Genomic DNA, 22546 nt, shown 5'->3' on the forward strand with positions numbered 1-22546 from the left:
ATGAAAATTGATAAATGAAAATTGATGATTATGAAAACAATATATAGATCAATCTGCGCAATCTGCGTCATCTGTGGTTTCATGAGCTGCTCCAACTTCCTGGAAGAGCAGGTACCACAGGCCACACTGACACAGGACGAGGTGAAGAACCCAGAATATATAGACAATGTGCTGATATCAGCATACGCCGGACTGGTTTCGATTGAGGATATGAACGCATCTTTCTCACTCTGGAACTACGACACACGAAGCGACGACGCATACGTTGGCGGTTCAGACTTCTCTGATGGTGAACCATTCCACCGCTTGGAAAAGAGCACTGGCGTGATGACTACCGACTGGCCTTTCAGCTCGATTTGGACACGTTTCTACAATTATCTGAGCCGCGTAAGTCTGTCGCTCGACATTCTGGCCAGCGCCGATCAGGAGAACGCCACCATCAAGCAGCGTACTGCCGAGATGAAGTTCCTGCGTGCTTACGGACACTTCCAGCTGAAGCGCCTGTTCAAGAAGATTCCATTCGTGAACAAGCCCAACATGACGGAAGAGGACTACAACAACCTTTCGAACACGGAATACACCAACGACGAGGGCTGGCAGCAGATTATCAACGATCTGGAGGATGCTTACGCCGTACTGCCTGTTACCCAGGCCGACAAGGGACGCCCCACAAAGGCTGCATGTGCCGCATTCCTGGCTAAGGTTTATCTCTATAAGGCTTATCATCAGGACGATGCCAACAGCAATCAGGTGACATCTATCAGCGATGCCGACCTACAGAAGGTGGTAGAATACACCAATCCATCCATCTACACTGCTGCCGGCTATGGTCTGGAGCCCGACCTGCACAATAATTTCCGCCCTGAGGAGCAGTATGAGAACGGCAAGGAGAGTATCTGGGCCATCCAGTACTCAAGAAACGATGGTACCGTATATGGTAACCTGAACTTCTCATACCGTCTGATTGTACCATGTATCCCTAAGGTTCACGACTCTGGTTGCGATTTCTACAAGCCATCACATAATCTGGTAAGTGCTTATCGTACCAACAGCGACGGTCTGCCCATGCTCGATACTTTTGCTGATACTGAATACACCGTAGGTTCAGCACAGACTGTAGATCCAAGATTGTTTGTAACAGTAGGCGTACCAGGTACCCCTTATATGTTCAATACAAGCTTTATGATTGCAGAGAGCAATGCTTGGAGCCGCTCAGGTGGCACATTCGGATACTTTGTATCGCTGAAGCAGAATGTTGATCCTGCGCTGACAGACAGCTATCTATATCTGTGCGACTCGCAGTGGGCAAGTTCGATGAACCGCATCGTTCTTCGCTATGCCGACGTACTATTGATGCGCGCTGAGGCTCAGGCACAGTTAGGGCAGACATCTGAGGCTATTGCACTGGTTAATCAGGTTCGTGAGCGTGCTGCAGGCATGATTACAAGCAGTGTTGTATCTAACTATCCTAATAAGTATGGTGTACACTATGCAGTAGGTAAGTACAGCGGCAGTTACAGCAAGGACGAGGCCATGAAGATTGTGAAGATGGAACGCCGACTGGAGTTGGCTATGGAGAGTGAGCGTTTCTTCGACCTGGTACGCTGGGGCGATGCGGCTACAGTACTTAACAAGTACTACTCTACAGAGAGTGAGAAGATGAACTTCCTGAGCGGATCGCAGTTTACTGCCAACAAGAATGAGTACCTACCCGTACCATTCGAACAGATGGCTGCATCTAACGGACACTACACCCAGAACTGTGGACAGTGGTAAGAATCGAGTTAAGATTTAACAATTAAGAATTTAGAGTTAAGAGTTATGAAAACGATATATAGCATTATCTGCGCAATATGCATCGTATGCGGGCTCACCGCTTGTAACGATGATCATACGGGCAGCATCGACGTAAGCGGTTCATGCTTGGTTGAGAAGTTTGTCCTGAACGGACAATACGAAGGTACCATCAACACAGAGAAGCGACTGGTAAAAGTAAAAGTGCCCGTAGATTTCGCCCAGAAGGGTGATATGGAGATAACCAGTCTGACCGTATCAGCTGGTGCACAGACCAATATGAAGGTAGGTGACCACATCAACTTTGATGCCGATCGCAATCTTCACATCAGCAATGGCGACTTGGTGATGGACTATCAGGTAAGCGTAAGAAATGACGAGGCTCTGATGTCGCTCTTTATCCTTGAGGGTGTGAAAGGTGCCATCAACCAGCAAGACAAGACTATCACAGTAAGCGTGATGGCTAACAGCGGTATCGACCTGAGCAATGCAACATTCGAGGTTGAATGCAGCGAGGATGCCACATGTAGTCCAGCAAGCGGCACTAAGGGCAACTTCACTGAGCCATTCCAGATTACACTCAACGATAATACTGCTACCACAGTTTATACGGTTTACGTAACACTGATTGAGGATCCTATCGCACTGTTTGTTGGCGATGCTGAGAACATCGAACTGCTGAACGATGAGGAGAAGGCCGCTGCCAAGTGGCTCACTGGTAACATCGCAAGCGCTGCCTACGCATCGTGGAGCGACGTAGCTGGCGGTAACATCTCGCTCGAGAAGTGTAAGCTGATATTCTTCCACCGTCATTGCTCATCGTATGGCAATTACAACGGATTTGCTGAGGCTGAGCAGGGCGCTATGACAGCACTGGCTAAGATGAAGGAATACTGGCAGAAGGGTGGCGCATTCGTACTGGGACGTAGCGCTGTGAACTATGCTATTGCACTGGGTGCTATGCCTGAGGACGCTTATCCAAACAATGTTTGGGGCGGCGGAGGCGGCGAAGGCTCCGACCTGATGGGCGACGATCCTTGGCATACATGGGCCTACGACGCTGCTCACCCACTATGGAAAGGACTCACCACCTATCCAGGAGCACCTGAAAACGCCATCTACACACTCGACAATGGCTACACCATCTGTAACACCACATCACAGTACGGATTCTGGGATACCTATCAGGATGGTAAGGATGCATTCGAGGCCAAGACTGGTGGACGCGCACTGACTGGCGACAACAGCGTGAACGCCTGGGAGTTGAAGAGTGCTAACGGCGAATTTGGCAAGGGTGGTATCATCTGTCTGGGCTCAGGCCTCTACGACTGGAACTCTCCTACTCCATACGAGTCGATCTATCACGAAAACATGGGCAAGATTATGCTCAACGCATTTGATTATCTAACAAAATAAAAACAGAAAGTTATGAAGACAATGATATATTCAGTATTCGCACTCATGCTGTCAGCCTCTGCGCTGACGGCGTGCAGCGATGACGAGTTCAGCGGCGACCCCGCTAAGGACTGGAACGGCACAACCACATTCTTCGCTTCGACTGATGCTGCCGGCTTTGGCACCTATTACACACCTTCAGTGGGACGCGTAGGCGACCCTATGCCATTCTACGATCAGAAGGCTGGCGACTTCAAGGTACTCTACCTGCAGGAGTTTACTAACAACATGCCCTATCGCTTCCACCCCATTTGGGCTGTTTCTACCAAGGATGGTGCCAACTACGAGTCGATGGGCGAGCTGATTCCATTCGGAGCCAACGACTACCAGCAAGATGCTGCCTTAGGAACAGGTTGCGCCTATGAGAAGGACGGCACATATTACATCTATTATACTGGTCATAACGGCAACTGCAAAAACCGCGAAGTTGTTATGCGAGCTACATCTACCGACTTCAAGACATGGACTAAGGATGAGCTTTGGGCACTGAATGGTCCTGACTTCGGTTACTCAAGCAATGACTTCCGCGACCCACAGATTTTCGTAGCCGACGACAACCTCTACCACATGGTTATCTCTACCTATCCCAATGGTGGTGGCGACCCCTGTTTTGCAGAGTTCAAGTCGAGCGACCTGAAGAACTGGGAGCATGTAGGTCGTATCCGTATGATCTGGGATCGCATGTTGGAGTGTCCTGACATCTTCAAGATGGGCAACTACTGGTACATCGTGTTCAGCGAGAGCTATCGCGCCAGCTGGAGCCGTAAGGTGAAATACATGGTAGCCTCAACCTACGAGGAGCTGAAGAGTTGTTTGAACGACGGACCAAAGTGGGCTCCTGACGGACACGAGGGTGTGCTCGACAGCCGTTCGCTCTATGCCGCCAAGACTGCTTCTAACGGCACAGACCGTTACATCTGGGGATGGTGCCCATTCCGTTCTGGTAGCGATATTCACGAGAAGAACACCAACGTAGGTGCTGGCGACGGCAACGAGCCTAACTGGAGTGGTGCACTGGTTTGTCACAAGATTATCCAGCACAGCGATGGTACACTTACTCTGGGTGCTGTGCCTGCAATGGCTGCCAAGTACAATCAGACTGTTAATGCTACAGTGATGGAATCGAATGGCTACAACAGTGGTTCACTGAGCGGCGATGGAGCATACGTACTCTACAACCGTCTGGGCACATCCAACCACATCTCGTTCACCGTAAAGACTTCTAACGTCTGGGATAAGTTTGGTGTATCGTTCGTACGTGGCACAGATTCTAAGAAGTACTACACCATCGTAGTGAACCCCGAGGACGATAACCACCGCAAGCTCAATTTCGAGCAGGAAGGCGAAGAAGGCAAGGGCTTCATCGAGGCCGCTGATGGCTACTGGTTCGAGCGTCCCGCCGACAACACCTACAACATCGACATCTACACAGACAACAGCGTCCTGACACTTTACATTAACGATGTATGTGCCTACACCCAGCGCATCTACGGCATCCAGAAGAACTGCTGGAGCATCAACAACTACGGCGGCTCAATCACAGTTAGCGATGTGAAGGTAAGCCAGCAATAAAATCTAGCAAATGGTTAAATGTTAGTTAGTAATAAGGTAATAGATTGGTTTTGAGTAACAACGGTGCGGCTCATGAGAGTCGCACTTTTTTTATTAAGTGTAGTATTTGCAAAGTACCTAGAAAACAATTGCACGCCAGGTACTTTGCAATTGAAAAGTAGTTAGAGAATTAAACCTTTCAATTATCGTTCATTGCATATAAATTTGTTGCAATGAACGATTTTTCTTAAGAAATGAAACATTATTTATAGGATATACACGCGATTTGACTTAACTTTGCAGCAGAAATCTAAAATCGTACAACAAAAAATGAATAGCAAAATGAGAAAAACGGTAATGATGATGGTGACAGCCGTGCTTACCTCTGCATCGGCAATGGCGCAGGTAACGCCTATGGTGCTGGGCGAGAAGCATGCCATGCTACGAGTGGAACAACCAAGCAAATACTTGCTGCTGCCCGTACAGGAAACTGAGGACATTGCAGCAATAGCTGTGGTAAACGGGAAGAACGAGATGGTGCAGCGCATCAATGTGAAGTTGGCAGTAGACCGCGTAGACTATTATGTGCCCTATGAACTGAAAGATGCCCAGCTGCTCGACATCGAGTTTCATGGCGACCGCCGTCTGAAAGGTGCCGTAGGCGAGTTCGCCTGTTGGAAGGAAATCAAATACTCCGATACATATGACACCACAAACCGTGAGCATTTCCGCCCCGTATATCATCACACCCCAGCTTATGGTTGGATGAATGACCCGAATGGTATGTTCTACAAAGATGGTGTTTGGCATCTCTTCTATCAGTACAACCCTTATGGTTCACAATGGGAGAACATGCACTGGGGCCACTCTACGTCGAAAGACCTGGTGCATTGGGAAGCACAGCCACAGACATTCGAGCCCGACTGGTTGGGTAGCATCTTCAGTGGCTCATGTATCACCAACGGAGATGATGTAGTAGCCTTCTACACCTCAGCCGGTCACCACCAGACACAGTCGATGGCCATATCAAAAGACGGTGGAATGACATTCAAGAAATATGAAGGAAACCCTATACTGACCAGCGACAAGCCCGACTTCCGCGACCCCAATGTGTTCTGGTTTGAGGGCACCAAGCGCTGGGTGATGATCCTGGCAGTGGGTCAGGAGATGCAGCTCTACTCGTCAGAGAACCTAAAAGACTGGAAATACGAGTCAGCTTTCGGTCAGGAGTATGGCAATCACGGTGGCGTTTGGGAGTGCCCAGACCTGATGAAAATCGACAACAAGTGGGTGCTTATCTGCAACATCAATCCTGGCGGCCCATTCGGAGGTAGTGCTACACAGTACTTTGTGGGACAGTTCGACGGACATAAGTTTACCTGCGAGTCGATGCCAAAGGTGACCAAGTGGATGGATTATGGTAAGGATCACTACGCTACCGTATCATTCTATAACGCACCCGAGAACCGCCATGTGGTGCTGGCGTGGATGAGCAACTGGCAGTACGCCAACCAGGTGCCAACCAAGCAGTATCGCTCGGGCAACAGTATACCTCGCGACCTGGGACTGTTTAACTTTGGCGAGGAGACATACGTAAGCGTAGTACCATCGAAGGAGATGCTGGCTATGCGTGGCGCCAAAGTGAGGAAGCCTACTGAGGCTTGCGAGATAGTAGTGGACGTGAAGAATCAGGCGGAGATTGTGCTCTCGAACTCAAAGGGCGAAGAGGTTGTGATGGTTTACGACGGACAGCGCCAGAGCTTCAGCATGGACCGCACAAAGAGTGGCGACGTGAGCTTCAGCGAAGCATTCGCATGCACAACTATCGCGCCCACCTATGGACATATCAAACAGCTGCGATTGTTTATCGACCGCTGTTCTATCGAGGCCTTCGATGCAGAAGGAAAGATGGCAATGACAAACCTGGTATTCCCATCAGAACCTTATAATAACATAAAGGTGAAGGGCGGAAAGGCGACCATATATGAGATTAAGAAGTAAGAATTTAGAATTTAGAGAATATTTAGTAATATGAAGAAATTTGCTCTGATCCCCGTGATGTTCTGCTTTTTCGCCATGGGATTTGTCGACCTGGTGGGCATTGCATCGAACTATGTGAAGGAAGACCTGCAGTTGACAGACAGCGTGGCCAACATCTTCCCGTCGCTCGTATTCTTCTGGTTCCTGATCTTCAGCGTACCTACGGGGATGCTGATGAACAAGATCGGACGAAAGAACACTGTACTGCTGTCGCTCGGCGTGACCATCGCATCGCTGCTATTGCCTCTGTTTGGCGAGAACTTCCCGATTATGCTCTGCGCATTCTCGCTGCTTGGTATTGGTAACGCACTGATGCAGACATCGCTTAACCCACTGGTATCAACCGTGATGGGCGGCGGCAATCTGGCATCGACACTCACCTTCGGACAGTTTATCAAGGCCATCGCCTCGTTCTTGGCTCCATATCTGGCCATGTGGGGCGCCACACAGGTACTGCCTTCGTTCGGCTACGACTGGCGAGTGCTGTTTATGATCTACTTCGTGGTGGGTATTCTGGCTGCAGCACTGCTGGCAGTTACGCCTATCGAAGAAGAACACACCACAGGCAACGCATCTACATTTACTGAATGCCTGAAGCTGCTAGGCACACCTATCGTACTGCTATCATTCTTTGGTATCATGTGTCACGTAGGTATCGACGTGGGCACCAACACCACAGCGCCAAAGATTCTGATGGAACGACTGGGACTGACACTTAACGACGCAGCATTTGCTACCAGTCTGTACTTCATATTCCGTACTATCGGCTGCCTGACAGGCTCTTTCTTCCTGCGAGTACTGCCTAATCGCACATTCTTCGTAATAAGCGTAGTGATGATGGCGCTATCGATGTGCGGACTCTTTATCGGCACAGAAAAATGGATTCTCTACGCAGCAATCGCACTGGTGGGCTACGGCAACTCAAATATCTTCTCTATCTGTTTTGCACAGGCACTCACAGCCATGCCACAGAAGCAGAACGAGGTGTCGGGTTTGATGATTATGGGCTTGTTTGGAGGCACGATTTTTCCACTGCTGATGGGAATTGCCAGCGACGCCATGGGCCAGGCCGGCGCAGTAGCAGTAATGGCTGTTGGAGTGATTTATCTGTTTACCTATATTAAAAACGTAAAAAACAACTAAGTATTATGAAGAGATATATAGTAGGCCTCGGAGAGGCATTGTGGGACGTACTTCCCGAAGGAAAGAAACTTGGTGGCGCACCAGCCAACTTCGCTTATCATGCTGGACAATTTGGTCTGAATACTATTGCCATCAGCGCACTAGGCGAAGATGCATTGGCAGAGGAAACTATCGAGGCGCTGAAGGAGCACAATCTGAACTACCTGATGCCCCAGGTACCCTATCCTACCGGTACGGTACAAGTGACGCTAACGGGCGACGGCATACCCACCTATGACATTAAGGAAAACGTAGCATGGGACAATATCCCCTTTACCGACGAGATGGAGGAGATAGCCAAGAATGCACGTGCAGTTTGTTTCGGATCGCTGGCACAGCGCAACGTAGTAAGTCGTGAGAATATACGTAAGTTCCTGGATGCCACCCCTGAAGACTGTATAAAAATCTGCGACATCAACCTGCGCCAACAGTTCTACACGAAGGAGATTCTTGAGGACTCGTTCTGCATTTGTAACATTCTAAAAATCAACGACGAAGAGTTGGTAGTGGTTAACCGCATGTTCGGCTACGACGGACTGGATATGCGCGGTACCTGCGAGAAGATAGTTCAGGACTATCAACTGAAGATGCTGGTACTAACCTGCGGCACTAACGGATCGTATGTATTTACCGACGACGGTCTGACATCGTTCCAGGATACGCCAAAGGTAGAAGTGGCCGATACAGTAGGCGCTGGCGACTCGTTTACCGGCTCGTTCTGTGCATCAATCATCAACGGGAAACCCGTACAGGAAGCCCATAAAATCGCCGTCAGAGTAAGTGCCTTTGTATGCACCCAGAACGGTGCCATGCCCGTGATTCCAGAAGAGCTGAAAAAGTAAATATCCAAAATCATAAAATGATATGTCGGAGTGGCAAAAGCGCTACTCCGGCATTATTTTTTAATTTCTTTAACCTAAAAAGAATTGTGTGCGCACAAAATATTGCTAAATGCCACTTGTCAATTCGAGAATAATTTGTAACTTTGCAGCGCTTTTTAAAAGTTATATATAACAAAAGGATAATATTCACAACTTAAAATAAAGATTAGTAATATGGCAAAGTTAGATTTGACTCAGTATGGCATTACAGGTTCTACCGTAATTGCACACAATCCATCGTATGAGACTCTGTTCGCAGAGGAGACAAAGGCTGGCCTCGAGGGTTTCGACAAGGGCGTAAACACCGAGCTCAACGCTGTAAACGTAATGACTGGTATCTACACCGGCCGTTCACCTAAGGATAAGTACATCGTAAAGGATGCACAGAGCGAGGACAAGGTATGGTGGACTTCTGAGGAATATAAGAACGACAACCACCCCATGAGCGAGGAGGTTTGGAAGCAGGTTAAGGACATCGCTATCAAGGAGCTCTCTAACAAGAACCTCTATGTAGTAGATGCTTTCTGCGGTGCTAACGAGGCTACACGTCTGGCTGTTCGCTTCATCGTTGAGGTAGCATGGCAGGCACACTTCGTAACAAACATGTTCATTCAGCCTACTGCTGAGGAGCTGGAGAAGTTCGAGCCTAACTTCGTAATCTACAACGCCTCTAAGGCTAAGGTTGAGAACTACAAGGAGCTGGGTCTGAACTCAGAGACTTGTGTTGCCTTCAACACAACAAGCCGCGAGCAGTGCATCATCAACACATGGTACGGTGGTGAGATGAAGAAGGGTATGTTCTCAATGCAGAACTACTATCTGCCTCTGCAGGGTATCGCTTCAATGCACTGCTCTGCTAACACCGACATGGAGGGTAAGAACACAGCTATCTTCTTCGGTCTGTCTGGTACAGGTAAGACCACTCTGTCAACCGATCCAAAGCGTCTGCTGATTGGTGACGACGAGCACGGATGGGACGACGAGGGCGTATTCAACCTCGAGGGTGGTTGCTACGCTAAGGTTATCAACCTTGACAAGGAGAGCGAGCCCGATATCTACAATGCTATCCGTCGTAACGCTCTGCTCGAGAACGTAACTGTTGCTGAGGATGGTAAGATCGACTTCGCTGATAAGAGCGTAACTGAGAATACTCGTGTATCATATCCTATCGACCACATCGAGAAGATTGCCCAGAAGGTAAATGGTAAGAGTGCTGGTCCTGACGCTAAGAACGTTATCTTCCTGAGTGCTGATGCATTCGGCGTACTGCCCCCAGTATCTATCCTGACTCCTGAGCAGACTAAGTACTACTTCCTCTCTGGTTTCACAGCTAAGCTGGCTGGTACAGAGCGCGGTATCACTGAGCCTACTCCAACATTCTCTGCTTGCTTCGGTCAGGCATTCCTCGAGCTGCACCCAACAAAGTATGCTGAGGAGCTGGTTAAGAAGATGGAGAAGAGCGGTGCTAAGGCATACCTCGTAAACACTGGTTGGAACGGTACTGGTAAGCGTATCTCTATCCGCGATACTCGTGGTATCATCGACGCTATCCTGGGTGGTGCCATCCTGAACGCTCCTACCAAGAAGATCCCTTACTTCGACTTCGAGGTTCCAACACAGCTTGAGGGCGTTGACACCAACATCCTTGATCCTCGCGACACTTACGCTAACGCTGCTGAGTGGGAGGAGAAGGCTAAGGATCTGGCTGGCCGTTTCATCAAGAACTTCAAGAAGTACGAGGGCAACGAGGCTGGTAAGGCTCTGGTAGCTGCTGGTCCAAAGCTCTAATAAGAGATTTATCACTCTAAATATCAGAATTGGCTGCGCCGAAAGGCGTGGCCAATTTTTTGATGTAAGTCAATAAGCGACAAAACGCCCCCCAAAATTTCAATTCTCAATTTTCAATTCTCAATTAATCTTTGTACCTTTGCACTTGTAATCGGGAGATTACATGTATTTCATTAGGTTTTTTATTAGTTAGATTTTAAGGTAAAAGATTATGTTATTAGATTTTCAAACAACTGTTATGTTAGTAACGGTTGGATTATCTGCCGGCCTGAGCATTTATACGCTCATGCATACTAACATACGTTGAATTGAGTGCGGGGTGAGTGATTCATACCGCGCTCTTTTTGGTATTAAAACCCTAAACTAACTTAAAATCGGTCAAATTATGGCATATTTTCATTAATTATAAGTAGAAATGTGCTCATTTTTGCAGAAATGTGCGTAAATTTGCAGCCAAATTGAACAAAATAGAGATTATTGACTCAATGAAAAGATATATTTCTACGCTTTGCATGATGCTGGCGGGTGCCCTGCTGATGACTTCGTGCCTGAAGGACGAGAACGACGACACCACCCAGTATTACAACAACACGGCTATTACACAGTTCAAGCTGTCGTGTGTAAATCGTTATGTACATACCACAACTTCGGCAGGTGCGGATTCTGTTTACAAGAAAACGTTGAGCGACCCTGTTGTATTCACCATCGATCAGGCACAGCGCAAGATATATAATACCGACTCGCTGCCATCGGATGTTGACTTGAACCACGTTCTGGCCACAATCAGCAGCCTTAACTCTGGTACGGTGGTAGTAAACTACCCAGATAAGAACGGCGAAGACTCACTGCTCTACTACAGCAGTACCGACTCGATCGACTTTACCAAGCTGAAAGACCTGCGTGTATACGCACAGAGCGGTAACAGCTATCGCACTTATGCTGTATCAATCAACGTACACCAGGCCGAGACAAATAAGATGATTTGGGAGCAGAAGACTGCTGCCGACCTGCCTACCGATGCTAAGAAAGCCCTTTGGGAACAGAAAGCTGCTGCAGCAGGTATGAAACAGTTGTTAGGCTATGGCACAGCCGAGGGATATGCATTTGGCACCGACGGTATGCTGATGGTAAGTAAGGACAACGGCGACACATGGGCTGCAGATATGCTCGACGATGATGCAGCCTGGCTGCCAACAGATAATATCGCCTTTGCTTCGTGGGCCTTTGCTGCCAACGATTCTACCGATTACCAGATGTTGATAGGCACCAACGACAAGAGCGATAAAGCTTGTATGGTATGGCGCAAGATAGCAGAATATGCCCATAACAGTCTGCCTTCAAGATGGGTGCTCATTCCTATCGAGGAATACAGCGGTTACTATCTGCCTAAGATGGAGAACCTGAACCTGGTACGCTTTAACAACGTGGTTCTGGCTATCGGCAACGACAAGAACATTTACGTAAGTCGCGATCAGGGCATCACCTGGAAAACGACAACGAAATATACATTACCCGATGCTTTGGGCACCAATAATCTCACCGCCATCACCGACGACAACGGCTATCTCTGGCTGGTAGGCAAGGATACCGGTGAAGTATGGCGAGGCCTTATTATTGAATAACAGTGAAAAAGCTGCTGGCAGTAATCTTCGCACTGGCCATAACGATGGCCGCCTCTGCTCAGGACGAGCCTGAGTACAAGATGGAGATAGGTGCCGGTGTAGGCTTGGTAAGCTATGTAGGCGACTACAACAGCAATCCACTGAAAGGAATGCAGCCTTGGCTGGCATTAGTAGCCAAATACCGACTGGATCCACGTGTGGCCATAGCCTTTGATTTAGGCACAGGCAAGCTGAAAGGCAAAGCCGAAACAATAACCAATGGCTACGAGTTCAGTCACAATGTAACCGAGGCTGACGTACGATTGGAATACAACTTCTGGCCGTATGGAACAGGTTATGAATACCGAGGCGCAAGGCGCTTTACACCATTTATCACCATAGGTGCAGGCGCAAGCTTTTATGGCGGACCAGAGAAAGGAGCAACGATGAACATGCCAATAGGCGCAGGCATAAAATATAAAATAGGCAACAGACTGAACCTGACAGCTGAGTGGGCCATGCGTTTTACGCTGAGCGACAAGCTGGACGGCAGTAAGGATCCCTTAGGCATTAAGAGCAGCGGCCTGTTTAAGAACACCGATGGCTACAGCGTGCTACAAATAGCACTAACCTACGACCTTTGGGAGAAATGCAAAACGTGTAACAACGATAGATATTAAGATATATGAAGGAACTTTTAGACATGAACAGGATTCCCCAGCACATTGCCATCATTATGGACGGTAATGGACGTTGGGCCATGGAGCGTGGTAAAGACCGTAGTTTTGGCCACCAGGCAGGTGTAGACGCAGTGCGCCGCATCACTTCTGAGTGTACCCGACTGGGAGTCAAGTTCTTAACGCTATACACCTTCTCTACGGAGAACTGGAATCGTCCAGCCGACGAGGTTGCAGCCCTGATGGGACTGGTACTCACATCGCTTGAGGACGAGATCTTCATGAAGAATAACGTACGCTTCCGCGTGGTGGGCGACCGTTCACGTATCCCCGATACCGTAAACAAGAAGTTGGCCGAGACCGAGGAGCATACTGCCAAGAACGACGCCATGACCATGGTAGTAGCACTGAGCTACTCATCGAAGCTGGAGCTGACCACAGCTACCAAGCAGATTGCTCAGGAGGTAAAGGAAGGAAAACTGGATGTAAACAGCATTACCGAGGAGACCATTAACGAACGTTTGTGGACTAATTTCATGCCCGATCCAGAGTTGCTGATCCGTACTGGTGGTGAGATTCGTATATCAAACTATCTGTTGTGGCAGATTGCCTACTCAGAGCTTTACTTCTGCGATACATACTGGCCCGATTTTATGGAAGAGGACCTGCATAAGGCCATCTATAGTTACCAGAGCCGCCAGCGCAGATTCGGCAAGACAGAGGCACAGGTAGAGGCCGAAGAGAAAAAGTAAAAAGGTAAGAGAGTAATAAAGTAAAAAAGAAAGTGACTTATATATATATTATAAATAAGGTGAAAGGACTGGTGAAAGGTATCTTACCTGTTTGCCTTTTAACCTTTTTACCTTTCACTGCTTCTGCTCAGGATAAGATTGTAAACCCTGATATCTCGTACGCCGGTACACCTCGTACCTGCGAAATCGGTGGTATCGCAGTTGAGGGTGTTGAGGGATACGAGGATTATGTATTAGCTGGTCTCTCGGGACTGACAGTAGGTCAGGAGATTGAGGTGCCCGGTTCGCAGATTACCGAAGCCGTAAAGCGCTACTGGCGTAACGGACTGTTCTCGAAGGTTCAGATTACTGCCGACTCGATTGTTGGCAACAAAATTTATCTGTGCATTCACTTAGGTATGCGTCCACGTATCAAGACCATCAACTACAACGGTATCAAAAAGGCCGAGCGCGAGGATATGGAGGCTAAGCTGGGTATGGTTAAGGGTATGAGTTTGACTCGTAACATCATCGACCGTGCCAAGATCTTGGCTAAGAAATACTTCGACGACAAGGGTTACAAGAATGCCGAGATCGACATCATACAGCATGAGGACGCCTCTGGACAGGTAACACTTGACGTAAACATCGACAAGAAAGACAAAATGAAGGTACGCCAGCTGGTGTTCCAGGGTAACGACAAGCTGAAGACTGGCAAGATTAAAGGCTCGCTGTTTGGCAAGGGTGCTTTCGGAAAGATTCACGAAGCAGGTAAGTTTACCAACTTCTTCAAGGCCAAGAAGTTTACCGACGAGCGCTATAAGGAGGCAAAGCAGGCTCTGATCGACAAATATAACGAGTTAGGTTTCCGCGATGCAACCATCGTCGAGGATTCGGTTTATCCTTGCGACGACAAGCACGTAAACATCTTAGTAAAGATCGACGAAGGTGAGAAATACTTTGTACGCGATATCACATGGGTAGGTAACACTGTGGTTACAACCGACTACCTGAATGCCGTATTAGGCATGAAGAAGGGTGATGTATATAACCAGAAGCACATCGACAAGCGCCTGCGTGAAGACGAGGATGCCGCTGGTAACTATTACTATAACAACGGTTATGTTTTCTCGAATATCGACCCTGTTGAGGTAAACATCGACGGAGACTCTATCGATATCGAGATGCGTGTAACCGAAGGTCCTCAGGCTCACCTGAACCATGTCCGTATCTATGGTAACGACCGTTTGTACGAAGAGGTGGTACGTCGTGAGTTGCGCACCAAGCCAGGCGACCTGTTCAACAAGGAGGCACTGACACGTTCGGTACGTGATATCGCATCAATGGGATTCTTTGATCCTGAAAAGGTTGTTCCAGATATCAAGCCAAACGTTGAGGATGGTTCGGTTGACGTGAACTGGCGCCTGGAGCAGAAGAGTAACGACCAGCTGGAGTTCTCATTAGGTTGGGGACAGACCGGTATCATCGGTAAGATTGGTATCAAGTTCAACAACTTCTCTATCCGTAACCTGTTTGGTAAGAACAAACTGCACCGCGGTATTCTGCCTTATGGCGATGGTGAGCAGCTGGGTTTCAGCTTCCAGACCAATGGTAGCTACTATAGTTCACTGAGTGCCAACTACGGTACCAACTGGTTTGGTGGCAAGCGTCCTAACAGTTTGAATGTGGGTGTGTTCTACTCTAAGCAGAGCGACATCTCAAGTTACTACCGTAACAATTCATTCTACAACAACTACTACATGTACAGCGGTGGCTACGGTTCATACAATAATTACTATTACAACTATGAGTCGATGCTCGACGATGATAAGACCATGACCGTATTCGGTGCATCGTTAGGATGGGGTAAGCGTCTGCGCTGGCCCGACGACTACTTCCAACTGTCGGCACAGCTCGGTTTCTCACGCTACATGCTGCGCGACTGGAGCTACTTCTACATCCACAACGGTAACTGTAACAATATCAACCTTGGTTTGACATTGAGTCGTACATCTACCGACAACCAGCTGTTCCCACGTCGTGGTTCAGAGTTCATGGCATCTGTAACCGTTACACCACCTTGGTCGCTCTTCGACAATAAGGACTATGCTAATCTGGCCAAGAACTCTAACTCGGCTACCTACGAGGACGAGTTGCAGGACGTTTATCGCTGGATTGAGTACCACAAGTGGAAGTTTAAGAGTCGCACCTTTACAGCCCTCACAGGCGGTCAGAAGTGCTTTGTGCTGATGACCCGTGTAGAGATGGGACTGTTAGGCAGCTACAACAGCAATAAGCGCTCACCATTCGAGACCTTCTACGTGGGTGGTGACGGTATGAGCGGATACTCATACGGCTACTCGGAAGAGACCATTGGACTGCGCGGATACGAGAATGGATCACTCTCTTACTCTTCGGCCTACGAGACCATGATGAAGGGTGGTACCATCTCATCTTACAACTCTTACGCTTACGACCGATTCACACTCGAGCTGCGCTACCCATTCATGCTGGGTAACACTACTATCTACGGACTGGGCTTCCTGGAGGGTGGTAACGCTTGGGCCAACGCCAAGGACTTCAACCCATTCAAGATGAAGCGTTCGGCAGGTCTCGGTGTTCGTATCTTCCTGCCTATGGTTGGTTTGATGGGTATCGACTGGGCATACGGTTTCGACAATGTTTACACCAGCCAGTATGGTGCACAGAAGAAGGGCGGAAGCAACTTCCACTTCATTCTCGGTCAGGAATTCTAAATTATACAGTTATGAAGAAATTGATTATCTGCGCAATCTGCGCAATCTGTGGTTTCACAAGTATCAACGCCCAGAAGGTGGCAGTGATCGACATGGAGTACATCCTGAAGAATATCCCAGCCTACGAGCGTGCCAACGAGCAGTTAGGTCAGGTATCAAAGCAGTGGCAGGCTGAGGTTGACGCTCTGAATGCCGAAGCCCAGACACTTTATAAGAACTACCAGAACGAGGTGGTGTTCCTCTCGAAGGAACAGAAGAAAGCCAAGCAGGATGCTATCGTTGACAAGGAGAAGCAGGCTGCCGAGCTGAAGAAGCACTACTTCGGTCCAGAGGGCGAGCTGTTTAAGAAGCGTACCGCCTTGATGAACCCCATACAGGAAGAGGTTTACAACGTGATTAAAGATATAGCAGAACTGCGAGGCTATCAGTTGGTACTCGATCGTGCCAGCGATGCCGGTATCATCTTCAGTTCGCCCAAGATTGACATCTCGTCAGAGGTGCTTCGTAAGTTGGGATACGCTAACTAATTGAGAATTGATAATTGAAAAAATAATAATTAAAAAACAATAAGTAATATGAAAAAATTGATTATCTGCGCACTTTGCGCTATCTGCGGTTTCACTACCGCCAATGCACAGGGTAAGTTCGGCCATGTGAACACCCAGGAGATTATGCAGGCCATGCCTGAGTTTACTAAGGCTCAGAACGAGATTAAGGCACTGCAGGACCAGTATGAGGCTGACCTGAAGAGCATGCAGGACGAACTGCAGAAGAAGGGTGAGGCTTTCGAGAAGGAGCAGGCTTCACTGCCCGAGAACATCAAGCAGCGCCGTCAGCAGGAACTGCAGGATATGTATCAGAAGATTCAGCAGAGCTACCAGGACAACCAGCAGGCTTTGCAGAAGGCTTCGGCTGAGAAGATGCAGGCTATCCAGACCAAGATTCTTGATGCTATCAAGGCCGTAGGTCAGGCTGGTCAGTATGTTTACATCATGGAGAACAACTCGCTGCCTTACATCAGCACTACCCTCTCTACCGATGTAACTGCTCAGGTTAAGACAAAGTTAGGTTTGAAGTAATTCGAAAGTATAACTACCAAATTATAACATCATGAAACGATTCCTCGTACTTCTTGTGGCATTCGTATCGCTCAACGCATTTGCACAGGGCGACGCCACATCATCCATCAAGTTTGGCTACCTGAGCTATCAGGCTGCCATCCAGTCGATGACCGACTACGCGCTGGTTCAGCAGCAGATGGCCGACCTCAAAGCCAAGTATCAGGCAGAGGCCAAGCGTGTAGAAGACGAATTCAACAGGAAGTACGAGGAATTTCTTGATGGTCAGCGCGACTTCCCTAAAAGCATTCTGCAGAAGCGTCAGTCTGAGCTTCAGGAGCTGATGCAGCAGAACATCTTGTTTAAGAACAAGAGCACAAAGGAGCTTGAAGCCGCTGAGAAAGAGGCAATGAATGCCCTCAAGACTCGTCTTAACGAGACGCTTAGCGCCATTGCCCAGCAACGTGGTCTGGCACTCATTGTCAATACCGACAGCGATGTCTGCCCATTCATCAATCCCGCTCTGGGCGAAGATATCAACGAAATAGTTAAGGATGCTCTCAAGTAATCCAGGACCAATTGGTATTTTTGATAGCGGTTACGGCGGACTCACCATCCTGCATGGCATCCGTCAACTGCTTCCCGAATACGATTATCTTTATTTGGGCGACAATGCCCGTGCGCCTTATGGACCACGTTCGTTCGACGTGGTTTATGAGTTTACGCGCCAAGCCGTAGTAAAACTGTTTGAGATGGGTTGCCACCTGGTTATCTTAGGTTGTAACACAGCCTCGGCCAAGGCACTACGCACCATCCAGCAGAACGATCTTCCAAAGATTGATCCCGAACGTCGCGTGTTGGGTATCATCCGTCCTACAGCCGAGGTGATTGGCGATCTTACCACTTCCAAGCATGTAGGCGTACTAGCCACCGAAGGAACCATCAAGAGTGAGAGCTACGACCTTGAAATTCACAAGCTTTTTCCTGACATCAAGGTATCAGGCGTGGCCTGTCCCTTCTGGGTGCCACTGGTAGAATACAACGAGGCCGACTCGCCAGGTGCCGATTACTTCGTAAAGAAACGCATCGACGAAATCATGCGTAAGGATCCCGACATCGATACCATCATCTTAGGCTGCACCCATTATCCCTTATTGATGCCTAAGATTCTGAAGTATCTGCCCGCAGGAGTACGCGTCGTCCCCCAAGGCGAATACGTAGCCGAGAGTTTGAAACAATATTTGGAGCGCCATCCAAATATCGAAGCCAAATGCTCTAAAGGTGCAGGTGTACACTACCTCACCACCGAGAACCCCAACAAGTTCAAGGAACAAGCACAAATCTTCCTCCACGAACCCGTAGAGGTAGATAACATCACTTTAGGTTAGTTTTCTTATTTCGTGGATGATGCTCTAAGATTTCTTGTCTTAGGGTTGAAGTATCTATGTGGGTATAGATTTCTGTCGTACCGATATCTTCGTGACCTAAAAGGGCTTGGATAAAGCGAAGGTCGGCGCCGCCTTCGAGCAAGGCAGTGGCAAAGGAGTGACGCAAGGTATGGGGAGATATCGTTTTTTGAATACGGGCTTCTTTGGCCTGGGCTTTGATCATAATGAGAATCATGGTGCGAGTAAGATGGGCACCGCGACGATTCAGGAACACATAGTCTTCCTCGCCAGGCTTAATCTTCATCAAGTTACGAACATTAAACCAAAAACGCAGTTCCTGAATGGCCTTGGGCGAGATAGGCACCAAACGTTCCTTGGAGCCTTTACCCAGCACACGCACATACTCTTCGTCGAGATAAAGATCGGAAAGTTTGAGGTTAACCAACTCGCTGACACGTAAGCCACACGAAAAGAGCACCTCAATGATTGCACGATTGCGATGCCCTTCCCATTTGGAAAGGTCGATGCTTTCTTCGAGGCGGTCAACCTCCTGTGTGGTGAGCACCTCGGGCAGATGGTCGCCAATCTGTGGCGACTCCAACAATTCGGTAGGATCGTCATCACGATAGCCATCCAACTGTACAAACTTAAAGAAGCTACGGATACCACTCAGAATGCGACATTGCGAACGAGGATGAATACCGATATCATGCAAACTGGCCGAGAAATGTTCCAAATCGGCTAACGTCACATCGCTTATAGCAAGCTGCTCATGTTCGAGATAGTCAAGCAATTTACGCAAGTCGCGCTGATAGGCATCGAGCGTATTACCCGACATATTACGTTGCAGCTTCAGATAGCGTACATAAGCCTTTACAATGCCCTTTTGGTCAATCATTTGCACAAATTTGGTGCAAAGTTAGTATTTTTTTCTAATATATAGAAAAATATTTGTAACTTTGCAGCCGTATTAATACAAAGTTACAAAAATGAAGATTCTGATTATCAATGGTCCGAACCTGAACTTGTTGGGCCAGAGAGAGCCAGGCATCTATGGTTCGTCGTCGTTCGACGCATACCTGCCTGAGTTGCGTAAGCGCTTTGCCGACATCGACATCGAGTACTATCAGAGCAACGTAGAGGGCGAGCTGATTAACAAGATGCAAGAGGTTGGCTTTAGCTACGACGGCATTGTTCTGAATGCTGGCGCCTACACCCACACCTCTATAGCTCTGCAGGACTGTATCCGTTCGCTCAAGGCACCTGTGATCGAGGTTCACATCTCGAATGTGCACCAGCGCGAGGAGTTCCGTCATAAGTCGATGATTTCATGCGCCTGCAAAGGTGTAATTCTCGGCTTCGGTCTCGACTCGTACCGTTTGGCCATAGAAGCTCTGAAGGGATGACGCTCGACGAGTATATCCTGCAGCATACGGAGCCAGAGCCCGACTACCTGTACCGACTATGGCGCGCCACCCACATACACACCATTCACGGACGTATGGCGAGTGGACACTTGCAAGGCCGACTGCTCAAGATGCTGGTGAAGATGATTCGCCCCCAGAACATCTTAGAGATAGGCACCTTTAGCGGCTACAGCGCTATATCGATGGCAGAGGGATTGGACGAAGGCGGACGCCTATATACCTTCGAGATTAACGACGAGATGGAGGACTTTACCCGTCCGTGGATAGAAGGTTCGAGTGTGGGTGATAAGATAGAGTTCATCATTGGCGATGCGTTACAAGAGGCCCCCAAGTTAGGCATAGCCTTTGATATGGCTTTCATGGATGGTGACAAGCGCACCTATCGCGACTGTTACGAGATGGTGATGAGCATACTGAAGCCCGGCGGTTTTATACTGGCCGACAACACACTTTGGGACGGACATGTGATAGACCATGCCTACGATAAGGACCGACAAACCCAAGGCATTGAGACATTTAACGACTATATAGCCCGCGACGCTCGCGTAGAGCAGGTGATACTGCCACTGAGAGACGGGTTGTCACTGATAAGAAAAAAAGATATTTAGAATTAAGATTTTAGAGATGCAAGAGACAAGACAAAACAAGATTGCGAGATTGCTGCAGAAGGAGCTCTCGCTGATATTCCAACAGCAGACGCGTGCTACTCACGGCGTGATGATATCGGTTACACGTACCAAGATTTCACCCGATCTGAGTATCTGCACCGCTTATCTGAGCGTATTCCCCAGCGAGAAGGGCGAAGAGATATTGACCAACATCAATGCCAATACCAAACAGATACGCTACGAGTTAGGCACTCGCGTAAGAAACCAGATGCGTATCATTCCAGAGCTGCGATTCTTTATCGACGACTCGCTCGACTATATTGAGCACATCGACGAACTTTTGAAAAAGTAAAAAGGTGAACTTTCCTTTCTTTATTGCCCGCAGGTACCTGTTCTCAAAGAAATCCACTCATGCCATCAACGTCATTAGTGGTATTTCTGTGATTGGTGTGGCCGTAGCTACGATGGCGCTGGTGGTCACACTATCAGTGTTTAACGGGTTCCACGATCTGGTAGCAACATTCTTTACAAGTTTCGACCCGCAGCTGAAAGTGGTGCCTGCCGAAGGAAAGACCGTAGCTGCCGACGACCCGATTCTGACAGAAATCAGACAATTGCCCGAGATTGAGGTAGCTACCGAGAGCGTAGAGGACATGGCACTGGCCATCTATCGTGGCAGACAGGCGATGGTGGTAATCAAAGGTGTTGACGACAACTTTGCCCAGCTTACCCACATCAACGAGATTCTGGTGGGCGATGGCGATTTCAGCTTGCATGCTGCCGATATGGACTATGGAACCTTAGGTATCCGACTGGCCGAGACGTTAGGCACAGGCTACACCTACGAAGAGCCTATCCATATTTATGCCCCACGCCGCGAAGGCCAGTTAGACATGACCAACCCCGACGAGGCATTCGAGGAAGATGAGCTCTACTCACCCGGTGTTCTGTTCAACGTAAAGCAGTCGCGCTATGACAAGAACTACATCCTGACCAGCATCGCATTCGCCCGTCGTATCTTCGGACAGCAGGGCATGCTCTCGTCGCTCGAGCTACGCCTGAAGCCAGGCAGCAACTTCGACAAGACGAAAGATCAGATTAAGCAACTGTGTGGCACCAAGTTCGTTGTAAAAGACCGTTTTGAGCAGCAGGACGACACTTTCAAGATTATGAAGATTGAAAAATTGATTGCCTATATCTTCCTGACCTTCATTCTGATGGTGGCCTGCTTTAACATCATCGGCTCGCTGTCGATGCTGATTATCGATAAGAAAGACGATGTAGTTACCCTGCGTAACCTTGGTGCGAGCGACAAGCAGATTGTTCGCATCTTCCTGTTCGAGGGTCGTATGATCTCAGCCATCGGTGCCATCTTAGGTATCGTCATTGGTCTGACCCTGTGCTGGCTGCAGCAGCAATACGGCATTGTGGCCTTAGGCTCATCGAGCGGCACATTTGTAATTAACGCCTACCCCGTAAGCGTGCATCCCGAGGATATTATCCTGGTATTCTGCACGGTATTGATTGTAGGTTTCCTCTCTGTATGGTATCCCGTTCGCTACTTTGCTAAGCGACTATTAGTGTAGGTAATTTAGTTTTAACGTAGGTT

Annotated in this window: 20 protein-coding genes; 19 read left to right on the top strand and 1 reads right to left on the bottom strand. The window is 48.5% G+C overall.

Features of this window, described 5'->3' with window-relative positions; all coding sequences use genetic code 11:
- Positions 1 to 24: 24 nt before the first annotated feature.
- From PRU_RS11720 to murI, 15 genes are all read left to right on the top strand, one after another.
- Positions 25 to 1776 carry a RagB/SusD family nutrient uptake outer membrane protein gene (locus tag PRU_RS11720; protein WP_013064349.1) on the top strand — a complete coding sequence of 584 codons (1752 nt, stop codon included), beginning with the start codon at positions 25 to 27 and terminating at the stop codon, positions 1774 to 1776.
- A gap of 45 nt (positions 1777 to 1821) precedes the next feature.
- Positions 1822 to 3210 carry a DUF4960 domain-containing protein gene (locus tag PRU_RS11725; protein WP_013063522.1) on the top strand — a complete coding sequence of 463 codons (1389 nt, stop codon included), beginning with the start codon at positions 1822 to 1824 and terminating at the stop codon, positions 3208 to 3210.
- A 12-nt stretch (positions 3211 to 3222) separates the two neighbouring features.
- Entirely contained in the window at positions 3223 to 4821 is a 1599-nt protein-coding gene (locus PRU_RS11730) for a glycoside hydrolase domain-containing protein (RefSeq protein WP_013065502.1), read from the top strand.
- Positions 4822 to 5142: 321 nt separating this feature from the next.
- Complete coding sequence (locus tag PRU_RS11735) at positions 5143 to 6801, top strand: DUF4980 domain-containing protein (RefSeq protein ID WP_013064754.1); 1659 nt, start codon at positions 5143 to 5145, stop codon at positions 6799 to 6801.
- A gap of 30 nt (positions 6802 to 6831) precedes the next feature.
- The gene (locus tag PRU_RS11740; protein ID WP_013064689.1) at positions 6832 to 7983 is read left to right on the top strand and encodes an MFS transporter; all 1152 of its coding nucleotides are present in this window, start codon (positions 6832 to 6834) and stop codon (positions 7981 to 7983) included.
- A gap of 5 nt (positions 7984 to 7988) precedes the next feature.
- Positions 7989 to 8864 carry a carbohydrate kinase family protein gene (locus PRU_RS11745; protein ID WP_013063397.1) on the top strand — a complete coding sequence of 292 codons (876 nt, stop codon included), beginning with the start codon at positions 7989 to 7991 and terminating at the stop codon, positions 8862 to 8864.
- A gap of 213 nt (positions 8865 to 9077) precedes the next feature.
- On the top strand, positions 9078 to 10691 hold the full coding sequence (pckA, locus tag PRU_RS11750; protein WP_013065231.1) for a phosphoenolpyruvate carboxykinase (ATP): 1614 nt from the start codon (positions 9078 to 9080) through the stop codon (positions 10689 to 10691).
- Positions 10692 to 11176: 485 nt separating this feature from the next.
- Positions 11177 to 12313 (top strand): DUF6242 domain-containing protein, encoded by a 1137-nt coding sequence (locus tag PRU_RS11755; protein ID WP_143010912.1) that lies wholly within the window; start codon positions 11177 to 11179, stop codon positions 12311 to 12313.
- A gap of 2 nt (positions 12314 to 12315) precedes the next feature.
- Complete coding sequence (gene porG, locus PRU_RS11760; RefSeq protein ID WP_013065207.1) at positions 12316 to 12972, top strand: type IX secretion system protein PorG; 657 nt, start codon at positions 12316 to 12318, stop codon at positions 12970 to 12972.
- Between the two features lie 5 nt (positions 12973 to 12977).
- Positions 12978 to 13721 (top strand): isoprenyl transferase, encoded by a 744-nt coding sequence (locus PRU_RS11765; protein ID WP_013064926.1) that lies wholly within the window; start codon positions 12978 to 12980, stop codon positions 13719 to 13721.
- A 59-nt stretch (positions 13722 to 13780) separates the two neighbouring features.
- Complete coding sequence (locus tag PRU_RS11770) at positions 13781 to 16456, top strand: BamA/OMP85 family outer membrane protein (protein WP_091861064.1); 2676 nt, start codon at positions 13781 to 13783, stop codon at positions 16454 to 16456.
- Positions 16457 to 16467: 11 nt separating this feature from the next.
- Complete coding sequence (locus PRU_RS11775; protein WP_013063167.1) at positions 16468 to 16983, top strand: OmpH/Skp family outer membrane protein; 516 nt, start codon at positions 16468 to 16470, stop codon at positions 16981 to 16983.
- Positions 16984 to 17031: 48 nt separating this feature from the next.
- Positions 17032 to 17535, top strand: a complete 504-nt coding sequence (locus tag PRU_RS11780; RefSeq protein ID WP_013065299.1) for an OmpH/Skp family outer membrane protein — start codon at positions 17032 to 17034, stop codon at positions 17533 to 17535.
- 31 nt (positions 17536 to 17566) lie between these two features.
- Positions 17567 to 18082, top strand: a complete 516-nt coding sequence (locus PRU_RS11785; protein ID WP_013065295.1) for an OmpH/Skp family outer membrane protein — start codon at positions 17567 to 17569, stop codon at positions 18080 to 18082.
- Positions 18069 to 18902 carry a glutamate racemase gene (gene murI / locus PRU_RS11790; protein ID WP_013064700.1) on the top strand — a complete coding sequence of 278 codons (834 nt, stop codon included), beginning with the start codon at positions 18069 to 18071 and terminating at the stop codon, positions 18900 to 18902. The genes PRU_RS11785 and murI overlap by 14 nt, the downstream gene beginning before the upstream one ends.
- Here the strand turns inward: murI and xerD are convergent.
- Complete coding sequence (gene xerD, locus PRU_RS11795; RefSeq protein WP_013063453.1) at positions 18889 to 19800, bottom strand: site-specific tyrosine recombinase XerD; 912 nt, start codon at positions 19798 to 19800, stop codon at positions 18889 to 18891. The two genes, murI and xerD, sit on opposite strands and share 14 nt — an antisense overlap.
- 91 nt (positions 19801 to 19891) lie before the next feature.
- Here xerD and aroQ point away from each other — a divergent pair, with 91 nt between their 5' ends.
- Genes aroQ through PRU_RS11815 form a run of 4 tightly spaced genes read left to right on the top strand, consistent with a single transcriptional unit; the run spans position 19892 to position 22523 of the window.
- The gene (aroQ, locus tag PRU_RS11800; protein ID WP_013065627.1) at positions 19892 to 20308 is read left to right on the top strand and encodes a type II 3-dehydroquinate dehydratase; all 417 of its coding nucleotides are present in this window, start codon (positions 19892 to 19894) and stop codon (positions 20306 to 20308) included.
- On the top strand, positions 20305 to 20937 hold the full coding sequence (locus tag PRU_RS11805; protein ID WP_013064928.1) for an O-methyltransferase: 633 nt from the start codon (positions 20305 to 20307) through the stop codon (positions 20935 to 20937). The genes aroQ and PRU_RS11805 overlap by 4 nt, the downstream gene beginning before the upstream one ends.
- Positions 20938 to 20953: 16 nt before the next feature.
- The gene (gene rbfA, locus PRU_RS11810) at positions 20954 to 21289 is read left to right on the top strand and encodes a 30S ribosome-binding factor RbfA (RefSeq protein ID WP_013064301.1); all 336 of its coding nucleotides are present in this window, start codon (positions 20954 to 20956) and stop codon (positions 21287 to 21289) included.
- A 4-nt stretch (positions 21290 to 21293) separates the two neighbouring features.
- Positions 21294 to 22523: an FtsX-like permease family protein gene (locus tag PRU_RS11815; RefSeq protein WP_013065415.1), complete on the top strand. Its 1230-nt coding sequence runs from the start codon at positions 21294 to 21296 to the stop codon at positions 22521 to 22523.
- Positions 22524 to 22546: the final 23 nt, after the last annotated feature.

The sequence above is a fragment of the Xylanibacter ruminicola 23 genome, assembly GCF_000025925.1.
Taxonomy (GTDB): domain Bacteria; phylum Bacteroidota; class Bacteroidia; order Bacteroidales; family Bacteroidaceae; genus Prevotella; species Prevotella ruminicola.